This is a genomic window from Ralstonia sp. A12, assembly GCF_000801955.1.
In the GTDB taxonomy this organism is placed as follows: Bacteria; Pseudomonadota; Gammaproteobacteria; order Burkholderiales; family Burkholderiaceae; genus Ralstonia.
On the sequence record NZ_JSZO01000004.1, the window covers coordinates 1 to 14,894 of the forward strand.

11 protein-coding genes are annotated in these 14,894 nt (G+C 66.8%); 5 read left to right on the forward strand and 6 right to left on the reverse strand.

The features are described 5' to 3' along the window. The first annotated feature begins 133 nt into the window (after positions 1–133). The 4 genes from PI87_RS07700 to PI87_RS07715 all read left to right on the forward strand — a co-directional run bounded on the left by PI87_RS07700 (position 134) and on the right by PI87_RS07715 (position 7,034). Positions 134–2,989 (forward strand): sensor histidine kinase, encoded by a 2,856-nt coding sequence (locus PI87_RS07700; protein ID WP_039597134.1) that lies wholly within the window; start codon positions 134–136, stop codon positions 2,987–2,989. 176 nt (positions 2,990–3,165) lie between these two features. Then, positions 3,166–3,984 (forward strand): MetQ/NlpA family ABC transporter substrate-binding protein, encoded by an 819-nt coding sequence (locus PI87_RS07705; RefSeq protein WP_039597135.1) that lies wholly within the window; start codon positions 3,166–3,168, stop codon positions 3,982–3,984. Positions 3,985–4,893: 909 nt separating this feature from the next. Continuing rightward, a complete protein-coding gene (locus tag PI87_RS07710) occupies positions 4,894–6,108 on the forward strand; it encodes an EAL domain-containing response regulator (RefSeq protein WP_039597365.1) in 1,215 nt (404 codons plus the stop codon). 278 nt (positions 6,109–6,386) lie between these two features. Further along, entirely contained in the window at positions 6,387–7,034 is a 648-nt protein-coding gene (locus PI87_RS07715; RefSeq protein WP_039597136.1) for a response regulator transcription factor, read from the forward strand. Between the two features lie 10 nt (positions 7,035–7,044). Here the strand turns inward: PI87_RS07715 and PI87_RS07720 are convergent, their stop codons facing one another. After that, positions 7,045–7,824, reverse strand: coding sequence for an MIP/aquaporin family protein (locus tag PI87_RS07720; protein ID WP_052321459.1), 780 nt, complete (start codon positions 7,822–7,824; stop codon positions 7,045–7,047). 117 nt (positions 7,825–7,941) lie between these two features. Continuing rightward, a complete protein-coding gene (locus PI87_RS07725) occupies positions 7,942–9,408 on the reverse strand; it encodes an MFS transporter (protein WP_039597137.1) in 1,467 nt (488 codons plus the stop codon). Positions 9,409–9,532: 124 nt separating this feature from the next. Between PI87_RS07725 and PI87_RS07730 the strand changes: the two genes are divergently transcribed. Further along, the gene (locus tag PI87_RS07730; RefSeq protein WP_052321445.1) at positions 9,533–10,375 is read left to right on the forward strand and encodes a helix-turn-helix transcriptional regulator; all 843 of its coding nucleotides are present in this window, start codon (positions 9,533–9,535) and stop codon (positions 10,373–10,375) included. Between the two features lie 4 nt (positions 10,376–10,379). On the opposite strand, the gene PI87_RS07735 is transcribed toward PI87_RS07730, so the two are convergent. The 4 genes from PI87_RS07735 to PI87_RS07750 all read right to left on the reverse strand — a co-directional run bounded on the left by PI87_RS07735 (position 10,380) and on the right by PI87_RS07750 (position 14,874). After that, positions 10,380–10,973, reverse strand: a complete 594-nt coding sequence (locus PI87_RS07735) for a hydrolase (protein WP_039597138.1) — start codon at positions 10,971–10,973, stop codon at positions 10,380–10,382. 92 nt (positions 10,974–11,065) lie between these two features. Continuing rightward, positions 11,066–12,517, reverse strand: coding sequence for an MFS transporter (locus tag PI87_RS07740; RefSeq protein WP_084209911.1), 1,452 nt, complete (start codon positions 12,515–12,517; stop codon positions 11,066–11,068). Between the two features lie 19 nt (positions 12,518–12,536). Continuing rightward, positions 12,537–13,556: a cyclase family protein gene (locus PI87_RS07745; protein WP_039597139.1), complete on the reverse strand. Its 1,020-nt coding sequence runs from the start codon at positions 13,554–13,556 to the stop codon at positions 12,537–12,539. Positions 13,557–13,596: 40 nt separating this feature from the next. After that, positions 13,597–14,874 (reverse strand): CaiB/BaiF CoA transferase family protein, encoded by a 1,278-nt coding sequence (locus PI87_RS07750; protein ID WP_052321446.1) that lies wholly within the window; start codon positions 14,872–14,874, stop codon positions 13,597–13,599. Positions 14,875–14,894: the final 20 nt, after the last annotated feature.

Consider the following 14,894-nt stretch of genomic DNA (forward strand, 5'->3'; position numbering starts at 1 on the left):
AAGGAGTCTTTCGCTGCATCGGGCACGCCTTTCTTTGCTTACTTTCTTTGGCAAGACAAAGAAAGTGAGTCAGCCCCGGCAGGGGATGAAACAGGGGATGGACCACCGGGTCCCAAAAACCCAAAATACAAACATGCAAGAAGCCGCGCGCCCGAACCCAGACCAACTCCTAGCCGAACTCCAATCCGGCGAGGAGCACGCCGCCCGCGGCAAGCTGCGCATCTACTTCGGCGCATCCGCGGGGGTGGGGAAGACCTACGCCATGCTCTCCGCGGCCAAGGCAGCACGCGCCCAGGGCATTGACGCCGTCATCGGCCTGGTCGAAACCCACGGCCGCGCAGAAACCGCCGCGCTGGTTGCTGACCTAGAACACCTCCCCACCCGCCAGATCGAATACAAGGGCCGCGCCCTCCCCGAGTTCGACCTCGACGCCGCGCTGGCGCGCAAGCCCGCCCTCATCCTCGTCGATGAACTCGCGCACTCCAACGTCGCTGGCTCCCGCCACCCCAAGCGCTGGCAGGACATTGAAGACCTGCTCGCCGCAGGCATTGACGTCTGGACCACCGTCAACGTCCAGCATCTCGACAGCCTGAACGAGGCCGTGGGCAGCATCACCGGCATCCGCGTGTGGGAAACCGTGCCCGACGCGGTGTTCGACAGCGCGAATGAAGTCATCCTGGTGGACCTGCCCGCCGATGAACTGCTGCGCCGCCTGGCCGAGGGCAAGGTCTACATGCCCGAGCAGGCGCAGCACGCCGCGCGCAATTTCTTCCGCAAGGGCAACCTCATCGCCCTGCGCGAACTCGCTCTGCGCCGCACCGCCGACCGGGTGGACGACGACGTGCAGGCCTACCGCCGCGCCCGCCGCATCGAAAACGTCTGGCGCACGCGCGAAACCATCGTCGCCTGCCTGGACCCACAGGGCGATGGCGAACAGGTGATCCGCAGCGCCGCGCGCCTGGCCGCGCAGCTTGAATGCGATTGGCACGCCGTGGCGGTGGTGATGCCGCATCTGCGTGCCGCCGATGGCCGTTCCGAGCGCCTGCACGCCCTGCTCAAGCTGGCCGAAGACGCGGGTGCGCGGGTGGAGACGCTGGCCGGCACCAACGCGATCGAGGCCATCACCGGCTACATCCGCCGCCACAACATCACCAAGGCGGTGATCGGGCGGCCGCCGGAGAAGCGCTGGCGCTCGCCGCGTGCCATCGTCGTGGCGCTGCGGCTGGCCATCGGGCTGGAGCGACGCCTGCCCAGCGGCGACTTTGCCGAAGCGCTCGCGCGGCACTGCCCGGAAGTGGATGTGATTCGCGCGGCGGCAGACCCGGCGCGCATCCAGCTCACGCCCAAGGCGGCAGGCATGGGCACAAGCGTCGGACGGGCGGATGTGCGTACCGACATCGAGCGCGCGGCGGACGCACAACCCGGCTGGCTGACGCCGGGCTACCTGGCTGCGGGTGTGTACGTGGGCGTTGCCACGGCGCTCTCCAGCCTCGTGCGCCCGGTATTCGACCTGGCCAACATCGTCATGCTGTTCCTGGCCGCCGTGGTGGCGGTGGCGATGCGTCACGGGCGCGGGCCGGCGGCGCTGGCGTCGGTGTTGTCGGTGGCGTTGTTCGACTTCTTCTTCGTGCCGCCGCGCTGGTCGTTTGCCGTGAGCGACGTGCAATACCTGCTGACCTTCGCGGTGATGCTGGCGGTGGGTTTGCTGGTGGGGCAGCTCACGGCGGGTTTGCGTGAACAGGCCGAAGCCGCTGTGCAGCGCGAGGCCGCTGCGCGTGCGCTGTATGAGGCCGCGCGCGAGCTGTCTGCCGCACTCACGCTGGACCAGATCGTCAGCATCGGCGGGCGCTTCGTCAACGCCACGTTCGGCGGGCGCTGCGCGTTCTTCTTTGTCGGGCTGGATGGCCGGCTGGGCGCGCCGCAGATCGCCAAGCCGGAGGGGGCTGCTGCGGTGTCCGGCGTGCCCAATGCGGCACCCTCGGGCATGCCCAACCTGGACCGCGTGCTGGCCGATTGGACCTATCAGCACGGCCAACCCGCTGGCACCGGCACGCACACGCTGCCGTCGGGCTCGGTGCTGTATCTGCCGCTGAAGGCGCCGATGGCGATTCGCGGCGTGCTGGCCGTCGAGCCGGAGGCCTTCCAGGTGCTCGCCCAGCCCGACAACCGCCGCCAGATCGATGCTTGTGCCACGCTCATCGCCATTGCCATCGAGCGCGTGCATTACGTGGAGATCGCGCAGGACGCGCTGGTGCGCATTGAGTCGGAGCGGCTGCGCAATTCGCTGCTGGCCGCCGTGTCGCACGACTTGCGGACGCCGCTCACGGGTTTGGTTGGCATGGCCGAGACGCTCACGCGCCCACAACCCAATCAGCCGCCCCTGTCACCCCTGCAGGCCGAGGCCGCTGCCGCGATCGGCCAGCAGGCGCAGCGCATGCGCACGATGGTCACCAACCTGCTCGACATGGCGCGCCTGCAGAACCGCGAGGTCAAGCTGCGGCTGGAGTGGCAGTCGATTGAAGAGCTGGTCGGCGCGGCATTGCAGACCATTCCGCTGCCCGATCACCGCGTGGTGGTGGACGACATGGCCGAACTGCCGCTGGTGCGCTGCGACGGCCCGCTCATGGAGCGCGTGCTGTCCAATCTGCTGGAGAACGCCGGCAAGTTTGCCCCCGCCGGCACCGAGGTGCGCATCTCCGCGACCATCGTGCAAGACGCTAAACGCGGCCAGGAGCTGCACCTGCATGTGCGTGATCACGGCCCCGGTGTACCGGCCGGCGCCGAGCGAATCATCTTCGAGAAGTTCACGCGCGGCGAGAAGGAATCGGCCACCACCGGCGTCGGCCTGGGCCTGGCGGTGTGCGAGGCCATCGTCAGCGCGCACAACGGCCGCATCTGGGTCGAGAAGCCTGCCGATGGCGGCGCCTGCTTCGTCGTCGCCCTGCCCGCCGCCGAGCCGCCGCCCGTCGAGGTGGACGAGACCGAGTAGGCCGGCTGCCGCAAACCGGCACGCTGCTTGGCTTTGCACCGTCGCAGGGCATATCGACATGCCGAAAATATCGTTCGGCCATCGGCGCCTCTATGCCAGGATCACGTCACACACCGCCCGCTACCCGCGGGCGGCTTTCGTTCACGTATCCACGACAAAATCCACGAGGTTTCTCCATGTCTCTGTTCTCCCGCCTGGCGCGCGTGGCCGTACCGGCCATTGCACTTGCCGCTTTTGCCACCGTGCCTGCCGCAGCCAACGCCGACACCAAGCAGATCAAGCTCGGCACCATGAGCGGCCCCGATGCGCAAATCTGGGAAGTCGTGCAGAAGGTCGCCAAGAAGGACGGCCTGGACGTCAAGATCATCGAGTTCAACGACTACGCCCAGCCCAACCCCGCGCTCGATTCGGGTGACTTGGACGCCAACGGCTTCCAGCACCAGCCCTTCCTCGACAGCCAGATCCAGGCGCGCCACTACAAGATCGTCAACGTGGGCCTGACCTACGTGGCACCGATGGGCTTCTACTCGAAGAAGATCAAGTCGTTTGCCGAGTTGAAGGAAGGCGCCAAGGTTGGTATCCAGAATGATCCGTCCAACGGCAACCGCGCCCTGCTGCTGCTGCAGAAGGCCGGCGTGATCAAGCTCAAGGCCGGCGCGGGCACCAACGGCAACAACGCCACCCCGCGCGACGTGGTCGAGAACCCGAAGAAGATCAAGCTGATCGAGCTGGATTCGGCCCAACTGCCGCGCTCGCTGGATGATCTGGACGTCGCTTCCATCAACACCGACTACGCGGTCAAGAACAACCTGTCGCCCACCAAGGACGCGATTGCGCTGGAAGACCGCCAGGGCCCGTATGCCAACCTGATCGCCGTGCGCGAGAAGGACAAGAACCAGCCGTGGGTGAAGACGCTGGTGCGTGCTTACCAGTCGGAAGACGTGCGCAAGTTCATCGACACGCAGTTCAAGGGTGCGATCCTGCCGGCGTTTTAATCGACACGCTCTGAGTGAGCGGATACTTTCTCGCTCTGCTTTGAAGCAATTGGCGGCGCGCTGCGGGAGGCTGGGGCCTCCCCGGCGTGCCGCATCATTTGTTGCGCCGCGTCATCCCGTGACGACTGCAATCGTTTTCGCAACCCGTGGCGCCTTGGCAACGTTGGCTGCATTAAGTAGTTCTACGTTATTGCAACGCAGCAAATGATTCGCTATAGTAGGAACTGTCTCCTCCACCCTCCTTGGTGGATTGTGGCCCGAGCACCTGGTGCTCGGGCTTTTTTCTTTTCTGCGCCTGATTCGTGTCTGATCGGGTCGCCTTGCATCCCGGCCGATTCCGGCTACGCTACTTTCCTGTCTCAAAGCATCTGGGCGTTGCCCGATCGCAACGAGCACTTTTTTCAATCGCCTGCTTTAAGCCGCCATTCCAGCCCAAGGGCGATGTGTCGGACAGCGTCATTCAAAGCGTTGCTTGAATCACGCCAATGCCTCGAATGTGCGCGCAACCACGTGCTTTGTGCGCCTAACATCGCGAAATTGCGTCAGCCTTTGTCCTACAAGCGATTCGGCGGCATCCGGACAGTCCGACGGGAACCCCTCCACTAAACTTCACCTTGCTCTCTCTTTAGAGAGCACTCCCCCCCTTTTGAGCCCGCCCCTGTTGCGGGCTTCATTTTTTTAGGGCACGATTTCTGACATCCCGACGCCGTCGACACCGGATGTCGGAAGCTCAAAAGGTTGGGGGAATCGCTCAAGGCCCGCGCAGTTGAAAAGCTGCGCGGGCTTTGTTTTTTCTGGCGCCGCCTGACAAGGGGCGCGCGCAGTGCTTCAATGACGGCACGCGGCGGATGCAGCACGGCGCAAACGGGATGCGCCTCGCCCAATACCTACAACAACAAGGACTGGCCGATGGAAGGTTTCGCACAACTCGCCGTGCTGGTGGTGGACGACCATCCCGTGCAACGGGCCGCTGCCCGCCAACTGCTCCACACGCTAGGCGTGCAGCAGATCCTCACCGCCTGCGACGGCCGCGAGGCGCTCTACCTGCTCCAGCTCTGCCACGTCGACCTCGTGCTGTGCGACATCGACATGCCCGGCATGAACGGCCCCCAACTGATGGAGCAGATGCTGCTGCGCGGCGGCCAGGTGTTCCCCCGGCAGGCGCCCGTGTGGGCATGGGTGAGCGCCATGGACGCGCCGATCGTTGAATCGCACGTGAGCCTGGCCGATGCCATCGGTCTCACGCACACGCACGGCGTGCAGAAGCCGCTGCGCCCTGCACACGTGCTGCCGTTGCTGGAAGAAGCCGCCGCGCGCGAACGCAATCCAGCACCCGCCGCGCCGGTTGGTACGCCGCAGTTTTCCGACGACGAGCTTGCTGTGCTGATCAACGAGACGCCCGAGCAGATCGAGGTCGTCCTGCAGCCGCAACACGATCTGGCCAGCGACCAGATCGTCGGCGCCGAGGCGCTGTGCCGGTGGATGCATCCGGTGCATGGGCGCGTGTCGCCCGCCGCGTTCGTGCCGCGCCTGGAGGCGCTGGGGCTGGCCGACGGCCTGTTCTTCCATGTGCTGGAGCATTGTGTGCGCGTGCAGCACGCACTGGCCGCCCACGCGCATCCGGTGCCGATTGGCGTGAATGCCTCTGCGCAAACGCTCAGCCGCCCCGGCACCATCGAGCGGATCGAATCCACTGTGCGCGAGGCGCGCATTGCACCGGCCTCCATCAGCCTGGAGCTGACGGAAGACTCACCGGTGCCGGATGCCACGCAGCTGACCATCGCGCTCAACCGCCTGCGTCTGCTTGGCCATCCGCTGGCCATTGATGACTTTGGCGTGGGCATTGCCACGCTCAAGCTGCTGGCCGACCTGCCCTTCACCATCCTCAAGGTCGACCGCTCGTTCACGGCGGCCGTCAACCAGACCAGCCAGCGCGGCGTGATCTGCCGCACCATGATCGAACTGGCGCGCACGCTGCATCTGGAGTGCATTGCTGAAGGGGTGGAAACCGATGCACAGCGCCAGACCTTGCGCACCCTGGGCTGTGCAACGGGGCAGGGCTATCTGTGGGCGGCACCGTTGTCGACTACGGCATTCCTGGCGCACGTGCAGGCGGCAGCCTGATTCAGTTTCGTGCAGCCCTGATTGAAATGGCTTCTGCCCCGAAAGGTTACGGGGCGCCGAAAGTAAGAAAAGTCTGATCCCATTGGGCTTCGCGCGTGGGTATGGTTACCGGCACTCTTTTGCCGGCTCTCCCACATCCCATGACGGCTCTGATCTCCTCCCTTCTGCTGCACCCGCGGGTCGATCGCTGCTTCATCGTCTCTGTCCATCAACGCCGCGTGTCGGTGGCTGATGGGCAGCCGCGCTTCCAAGCGCCAGCGCTCACCTGATCGCACGCCATGTCCCCTTTCTTATCGATCGTGGCGGCAGATGATCATCCGGTGATCCTGATGGGGCTGACGGCTGCCATCGCGCAGTTTCCGCAGCAGCGCGTCATTGCGCAGGCGCACGATGGGCATGAGTTGATGCAGGTGCTCGAACATATCGACTGCGATGTCATCGTCACGGACTACCGCATGAACGGGGACCCGGCATTCGATGGCATGGCGTTGCTGGCGCGCCTGCGCAAGCAGCACCCGAAGCGGGCGATCGTGGTCTGTACGATGGTGCACAACCCTGCCTTGCTGCGCAGCATGCGCCAGCTTGGCGTGGCCGCCATCGTGAGCAAGAGCGATGACCTGGTCTACGTTGGCCACGCCATCGCGGCGGCCGCGCGCGGGGCGCACTACTACAGCCCCAGCATCCTGGAGGAAAGCGGGCTCAACCCGAACGTGCGCAACGTGTTCGAGAATCTGAGCGCGCGTGAGCGGGAGGTCGTCTGCCTGTATGCCGGTGGCATGGCCGTGTCAGAGATTGCGCGCAAGCTCGGTTCGAGCGTCAAGACCGTCAGCACCCAGAAGACGGCTGCATTGCGCAAGCTTGGCCTGGCGCGCGAGACTGATCTCTTCCAGTTCGCCCGTAACAACGGGCTATCCCAGCTCCACTGAGCGCCGCACGTCAGATGGCGCGGCGGTTGGCAGGCAGCGACAGCGTCTGCGCCGGTGCCTTTGCCGATGCGTCGATTGTGGGTGCTGCCTCTGCGGCGCTGGCGCCCATCAGCCAACCAAACAACGGCGTTGCGACCAGCGCGCCAACCATTTGCGCCAGCATGTAGCCGGGCACGTCACCGGGGCGGATGCCCGAGGGGCCGTCGGTCAGCGCGCAGGCCAGTGCCAGCGCCGGATTGGCCAGTGAAGACGAGGCCGTGAACCAGTACCCGGCTGCGATGTAGGTGGCGACCACCAGCGGTAATTGCTTCGGCGCGTGACGGCCGCAGGCGATGCCCACACCCATCAGCCCGAACGTTGCCAGTGCCTCGCTCCACCACAGCGCGGGGCCGGTGGCGATGTGGGTGCCTGCCGACAGCGCCGGCATGCCGTACATCGCATGGGCCGCCATCACGCCCAGCACGGCACCCATTGCCTGGGCGACCACATACCCCAGCGCTTCACGCCAGTGCAGGCGCCCTTGCACCAGCGCCGACAGCGTGACGGCCGGGTTCAGATGCGCGCCCGATACCGGCCCAAACGCCGTCAGCAACGCGCACAGCCCCGCCCCGCCTGCCAGCGATTGCGCCAGCAGCGTCCACGTGGCATCGCCGCCGGAGAGCCGGTTCGCGTGGATGCCCGTGCCGATCACCACGGCGATCAGCAGGGCCGTGCCGAGCCCTTCCGCGACAAGGCGGCGGGCCAGGGAGATGGAGGGCGATGCGGTGCGAAGCGAAGACACGGTGGCCATGCGGAGCGGAATGCAGACGATGCGGAGTGCATCGCGCGGGAGTGTGGGACCGCCGCCCAGGTCGATCAATGCACTGCGGCGCGCTTGTGTCGCGCGCCGCAGTATCGAATGGCGCGATCAGGCCGGGCTGGCCACACCGGCCGCCGCCAGTTGCCGCTGCTGCGACCCCAGGCGCATGAAGCCCGCCGCCGCCGCGCCCAGCGCCACCAGCATCGCGAGGCACCCGGCCATCGTGCCGTGCGCCATGCTCGTCACGCTGCCATCGGCGGCGAAAGTGAAATACAGCCCGCCGATGCAGGCGACGCCCAGTGCCCCCGCCAGTTGCTGCGCCGTGATCAGTAATCCTGCCGCTGCGCCGGCTTGCGTGCGCGGCACGCCGGTCAATACCAGGCCGATCAGCGGGACGATGACCAGCCCTTGCCCCGCGCCGTGCAGCGCCAGGGCGATGCTGATGCGCGTCATGCTGGGGGCGATGGGGTGCACCCACTCCGTGCCGAAGCCCGACAGCAACATCAACAGGCCCGCCGCCATCAAGCCGAGGCCGCCCAGCAGCGAACGGATGCCGTAACGCCGCACCAGCGCATTGGCCATCCGCGACGTGACGAGGAACGCAAGCGCCAGCGGCAGGATGACCACGCCCATGTACATCGCAGACAGTTGCCGCCCGTTCTGCAGATACAGCGTCAGCACCAGGAAGAACGCCATCATTCCGATGTAGTGCAGCGCCGACGCCGTCATGCCGGTCATGAAGGCGCGGTGTTGCAGCAGCGCGGGCGGCAGCAGCGGCGTGCCGCCGGCACGGTCGACGCGGGCTTCAAGCTGCTGGAACGTTGCCATGCCGAGCAGACCTACGATCAGCAACGCCAGGCTCCACACCGGCCAGTGCAGTTCGCGGCCGAACAGCAGCGGCACGAGTACGGCGGCCACGCTGATGGCCATCCATGCCACGCCGGCGGTGTCGAGGTGGACCTTCGCAGCCCCTGCGGCCGGGCGCGGAATCCAGCGCCAGCCAAGCAGCGCCGCCGTCAACCCGACCGGTACGTTGATCAGGAAGGCCGTGCGCCAGCCCAGCCCGGCGATGTCCGCGCTGGTGAGGGCACCGCCTACCAGCAGCCCGGCCGCGCCGCCGGTGCCCATCACCAGCCCGAAGATCGACAGCGCGCGGTCGCGCTCCGCGCCGGCAAAGAGCGCCTGCACGCTCGCCAGCACCTGCGGCACCATCATCGCGGCGGATAACCCCTGTGCAAACCGCCATGCAATGAGCGCTGCCGCACTGCCCGCCAGCCCGCAGCCGGCCGAGGTGGCGGCAAAGGCGACGAGGCCCGCCAGGAACACGCGCCGCCGCCCGAACAGGTCGCCCAGGCGGCCACCGGTGATGAGCAAAATCGCATAGCCGAGCTGGTACACCGCCAGCACCGCTTCCAGTTGCGCAGGCGAAGCGTGCAAGCTCGTGCGGATGCTCGGGATCGCCACATTGGCGATGAACGCATCGACGATGAACATGAATTGCGCCGTCACCATCACACCAAAGGCGAGCCAGCGGCGTGGTTCTGAGGCGAAAGAAGCAGAAGAAACGTGGGTCACGATCGGCTCCGGAAAGAGAGGTGAACGCAGCGTAAGCGCCGGTGCCGATTCGATTCAGAGCTAGGATTAACCTAGGATTGCGTTGTCCCTCCCACCCGCACGCGCTGGCGTGTGTAATGTCGCCATGGACGATTTCACTGCTGATCTGGCCCCCTTCCCGACTTTCCCTGATGCGCCCCGTAGCGAGCTGGGCGAGTTCCTGCGCAGCCGCCGCAGCCACTTGCGCCCGCAGGATGTGGGGCTGCCCGAAGGCACCGGGCGCCGCCGTACTGCCGGGCTGCGCCGGGAGGAAGTGGCGCAGCTCGCCAACATCAGCATCGACTGGTATGTGCGTATCGAGCAGGGGCGCGACGTGCGGCCCTCGGTGGCGACCATCGAGGCGATCGGCCGGGCGTTGAGGCTATCGCCGGATGAGCGGGCGCACATGCGTGGGCTGGCGCGCGCGGAAGCGGTCTTCACGGGGCCGGCCGGGCACTCACCGGCTGAAGCCGTGCCGGATGTCCTGCGTCGTGCCGTCGCCGGCATGGTCCTGCCCGCCCACGTGCGCAGCTACCGCACCGAGCTGCTGTGCTGGAACGAGGCCACCACGCAGCTCTTCATGGATTTCGGCACGATGCCGCAGGAAGACTGCAACTCGCTGGTCTACATGTTCCTGTACGCCAACGCGCGCGAGCGTTTTGTCGAATGGGAGAACGAGGCGCGCCGCATGCTGGCCAAGTTTCGTGCGGTGTACGACCCACATGCGGACGACCCGGTGCTCGTGGCGCTGGTCGACCGCCTGCGCTCCGACAGCCGCGAGTTCGACACCTGGTGGCGCCAGCACGAGGTGCGTGCCCAGCGCGCGGAGCACAAGCTGATCCGCACGCCAGAAGGCAAGATCGTCCGCTACGACTACATCGGCCTGCCGGTGATGGAAGACCCGCGGCTGCGGGTGGTGCTGTACGTGCCGGTGGAGGACGGTGCCTGAACGCTCAGGCCTTCAAGGCCGCGAGGATGGTGTCCGTGCTGCGCACGCGGCCCAGTCGCGGGAAGACGTGTTCCACCGATGACCGGTGCAGCGCCGCATCGTTCGAACTCATCGCATCTTCGGCCAGCACCAGCGCGTAACCGTGCTCCCACGCGGCACGCGCGGTCGATTCCACGCCCACATGCGTCGAGATACCGCCCAGCACGATGGTGCTGATGCCGCGTCGGCGCAGTTGCAGGTCCAGCTCGGTGCCGTAGAACGCGCCCCATTGGCGTTTGGTGATCTGGATATCGGTGGGCGCGACTTCCAGCTCGGCGGGCTGCTCCCACCATTGCGGCGGCAGGCCACCGGGCACCGTGGGCGCGGGGCGGTCAACGGGCTGGCGCGGGGCGTCGGCGTAGTCCGGCGCCCAGCCCACGCGCACCAGCACGACCGGTGCGCCAAGCGCGCGAAAGCGCTTGGCCAGTTTGGCGGAGGCACCCAACACCTGTTCCGGCGAGTGCGGCCCCTGCGCGAACGGCAGGATGCCGCGTTGCAGGTCGATCAGCACCAGTGCGGTGGATTGGGGCGACAAGACCAGCGGTTGCTCGGTAGACATCGGTGTGACTCCTGAGGATGGGACGAATCAGACATGGGGCTGGCGGCACGGTTCCGCCGCCCCAGCGGGAAGTGTAAGTGCGCCGTGGCGCGTCAGGACCGGCTTGCCGGCAGCGTGCCAAGGGCCGGTGCAGCGTCGTGTGCGCGCGGTTCTTCCGTGCCGGCGATCTCGTCGAGCGAGCGGTTGTTCGTGCGCGGCCCGAAGATCCCGATCGACAGCACCACGATCAACATGCTCGCGCTGATCAACACGAACACCGCAGGTGCGCCCGCGCGCTCCAGCAGCAAGGCGATGATGAAGCTGCTGGCAATGCCCGTCAGCCGCCCGAAGGCGTGCACGAACCCCAGCGCGCGGCTGCGGATCTGGGTCGGAAACACCTCGGCCTGATAGGCGGTGGCGTTGCTGGCCATCACGGTGTTGCACAGGGTGATGAGCACGCCAAAGAGGATCGCCAGCGGCGCTTGCCCCGACAAGGCGAACCCGGTGCCGAACACGACCACGCCGATGGCCGTGGCGACGATCAGCCATTTGCGCTCGATGCGATCCGCCAGCAACCCGCCGATGAAGGGCGATACCGGATATGCAAACGCAATCACGAACGCATACCAGAGGCTCTTGGCGATGGACGCGCCCTGCGCCGCGAGCAGCGTCGGCAGCCATTGGCTGAAGCCGAAGAAACCGATGCTCAAGAACGCGTTGAAGGTGATCAGCATGACGGTGCGGCCACGGTAGCGCCGGTTCCACATCGATTGCGCGGCAGGCGCGCTGCCCGGCGCCCGTGCGGCCTGCGGCGTCGGGACGGGTGGCAAGGGGCGGCCGGATTCGTGCTCCACGCGATCCTCGATCTGCTGGACGATGGCTTCGGCCTCCTGGGTGCGTCCGCGCATGGCCAGCCAGTGCGGCGACTCCGGCAGGCGGTGCTGCAGCCACCACGCGACGATGGCACCGCTGCCACCTGCAGCGACTACCCAGCGCCAACCCGAGATGCCCAGCGGCGATTGCGGAATCCACAGCCAGGACGCCAGCGCGAGCACGGGCATGGCCAGGTAGCTGATGCCGAAGCACACCGCGAAGGCCCGCCCGCGCATGTCCTTGGGCACCAGTTCGGTCAGGAACGCGCCGATCGTGATCAGCTCCGCGCCTGCGCCGCAACTGGCCACGAAGCGGCAGAGGTGGATGCCGAGCGCCGAGCTCTGGAAGCACATCGCCACGCTGGCGGCGGTGTACAGCAGCAGCGCGCCGGTAAACACGGTGCGCCGCCCGATGCGGTCAGCCAGGCGCGAGACGAACATCTCGCCGATGAAGAGGCCGGCAAACGTCGCCGCGCCCAGCGCGCCCTGGTCCGACATCCCGAACGTGCCGTGCGCGCCCGCGTGGAAGATGCCGTCTCGGATCAGGCCGGGCGGCAGGTAGGTCATCTGGAACAGGTCGTAGACCTCGAAGAAGCCGCCGACGCTCAACAGCAGCACCAGGCGCCAGATGGTGCCGGTGGCCGGCAAGCGGTCGATGCGCGCAGCGATCGACTGCGCATAGGTTGCAGACATGGAGTGTCTCCTGCAGGGTTCAGACCGTTGCGACCGGATTGACCGGTGAGCCCACGAGCCCACGCACATGCAGCGGTGGCGCGGTCAGCAGGAAACGGTTGCGTTGATGCGAGCGCAGCCATTGCGCCAGCGGTGTCAGGTGCCACAGCTCGCCCAGGTGGATACCCAGCTTGAACAGGCACAGCTCATGCAGCGGCATCAGCGCGCCGGGGCTGGTTCGGTCGGCAAGCTGCTGCGGGCGCTCTTCAACGGCGTGGTTGTCTGCAACCAGTGCGGCCAGGCCCGAGGTATCGATCCAGTTCAGGAGCCGCTCATCGTTGCCGTCGAGCACGCAGCAGGTGTCGGGCATGGCGCGTTCGCCAGCGGCATCGGCTTGCAGCAGGCGATCGGCAAAGCCGGTGTGAATGCAGACGATGTCGCCGTGCTCGACCACGATATCGTCGGCACGCAGCACGGCCATCCAGTCGTCGTAGCCGATCTTGCGGCGGGCGTCGCCAAAGTGGTGCCGCAGGTCGACCAGCACGCCCCGCCCCTGCACGCCGGTCTGGGCCATGACTTCGATGCCCAGTGCATGTGCGCCACCTGTCGATGCGCCGGCCTGCGGCACCCGCACGTGTTCGTCCATGCGGTAGCCGTTGTAGAACACGGCTTCGGCGTTGCCATCACCGTCCGCATCGAACAGCGAGCCGACATGCGACAGCGCATCCCACTGCGTGGAGAACTGCGAGTGCATGCAGAAGGCATCGTCGCAGACGACGTCGGTGGCGTTACGTGCCACTTCCTCGGCGCGATAACCGAAGTAGGGCTTGCCTTGCAGCAGTGCGGGGCTGATCGTCGGCGGCTGCCGCCGCGCGTTGAGCCCGCCGCCGCGCGGCACGTCCAGTGGCAGGCTGAGCGAAAACACCACGCCTTCGCGCACTTCTGCGACGGCGCGCAAGACGCGGTCCGGCGTCAGCCAGTTCAGCCTGCCTCGTTGATCATCGATGCCGAAGTCGCCCCAATTGGAACCGGGCGGCCGGTGGGTCCAGCGCGGGTTCATGCAGTCTCCTCGTTTTTGATTTGTGTTCTGGTGGTACTGCCTAGCGCGGCAGGATCACGCCCTGTGCCGTGAGGCGCGCGTAGTCGTCCTCGCCCAGCAGCGGTAGCAGGATTTCGCGGTTGTTCTCGCCGAGTGCAGGTGCCGGCCGGCGGAACACGCCAGGCGTGCCGGACAGGCGCGGCGCGATGTTGTGCATGGGCAGGCTGCCCGCGTCGTCGTCCGGCAGTTCGACCAGGGCTTCGCGCTCGATCACGTAGTGGTCGTGCACGATCTGCTCGATGTCGTGGATGGGCCCGACGGTGACGCCCGCCGCCTCGAAGAAGGCGAGATTGCTGTCCAGATCGCGCTCGGCAATGAAGCTGCCCACGATGGCGTCCAGGTCTTCCGCGTGTTGCACGCGCTGCACGTTGGTGCGATAGCGCGGGTCGTCGATCAGGTCGGGGCGCCCGATGGCGCGGAGCAGGCGCTCGGCCATCCCCTGCGTGGAACTCGACATGCACAGCCACTTGCCGTCGCGCGTGCGGTACGTGTTGCGCGGCGCGGTGTTGGTCGAACGGCTGCCGGTGCGCGGCTTGATCTTGCCCGTGAGCGCGTAGTTGGCTGCAGCCGGCCCGAGGATGGAGAACAGCGGCTCGAACAGCGACACGTCGATCACCTGGCCGGTAGCGCCCTCGGCATCGCGTGCGCGCAGGGCCACCAGCACGGCAATCGCGCCGGACAGGCCGGCCGTCATATCGCCCAGGAACATCGGCGGCAGCACCGGTTCGCGATCGGCGAAACCGTTGATGGCCGCGAACCCTGCGTAGCCCTCGGCCAGCGTGCCGAAGCCGGGTTTGTGCCGGTACGGGCCGCTCTGCCCCCAGCCGGAGATACGCGCAATCACCAACTGCGGGCGCAGCGCGAGCAGCACCTCGGGGCCCAGCCCCATCTGCTCGGCAACACCGGGTTTGAAGCTCTCGATGAACACGTCGGCCTCGCGCACGAGCCGGTGCACGATATCGATGCCCTCCGGCGACCGCAGATCCACACACACGCTGCGCTTGTTGCGCCCGTAGACCTTCCAGTTGGTGCTGATGCCGCCGGCACCCACCGCGCGCAGCGTGTCGCCGTGCTCGCCTTCGACCTTGATCACGTCGGCGCCGAAATCGGCGAGCTGCACGCTCAGCATGTTGCCCGCCATCAGGCGAGACAGATCGATGACGCGCACGCCGGCCAGTGGCCCGCGGGCATCGGCATCAAACTGCTTCACGTGGATCGGGCCAGTCGGCGCGCGAAAGGGGGCCTTCCCCGCCTGGGGTGGCATGTGTTCAACGGACATCGGGGTCTCCGGGATGGGTA

Bases quoted from the DNA above. Each gene is read 5' to 3' on its own strand.
- PI87_RS07750 (WP_052321446.1), bottom strand. From the start codon at position 14,874: ATGTCCGTTGAACACATGCCACCCCAGGCGGGGAAGGCCCCCTTTCGC.
- PI87_RS07730 (WP_052321445.1), top strand. From the start codon at position 9,533: ATGGACGATTTCACTGCTGATCTGGCCCCCTTCCCGACTTTCCCTGAT.
- PI87_RS07710 (WP_039597365.1), top strand. From the start codon at position 4,894: ATGGAAGGTTTCGCACAACTCGCCGTGCTGGTGGTGGACGACCATCCC.
- PI87_RS07735 (WP_039597138.1), bottom strand. From the start codon at position 10,973: ATGTCTACCGAGCAACCGCTGGTCTTGTCGCCCCAATCCACCGCACTG.
- PI87_RS07700 (WP_039597134.1), top strand. From the start codon at position 134: ATGCAAGAAGCCGCGCGCCCGAACCCAGACCAACTCCTAGCCGAACTC.
- PI87_RS07720 (WP_052321459.1), bottom strand. From the start codon at position 7,824: ATGGCCACCGTGTCTTCGCTTCGCACCGCATCGCCCTCCATCTCCCTG.
- PI87_RS07745 (WP_039597139.1), bottom strand. From the start codon at position 13,556: ATGAACCCGCGCTGGACCCACCGGCCGCCCGGTTCCAATTGGGGCGAC.
- PI87_RS07740 (WP_084209911.1), bottom strand. From the start codon at position 12,517: ATGTCTGCAACCTATGCGCAGTCGATCGCTGCGCGCATCGACCGCTTG.
- PI87_RS07705 (WP_039597135.1), top strand. From the start codon at position 3,166: ATGTCTCTGTTCTCCCGCCTGGCGCGCGTGGCCGTACCGGCCATTGCA.
- PI87_RS07715 (WP_039597136.1), top strand. From the start codon at position 6,387: ATGTCCCCTTTCTTATCGATCGTGGCGGCAGATGATCATCCGGTGATC.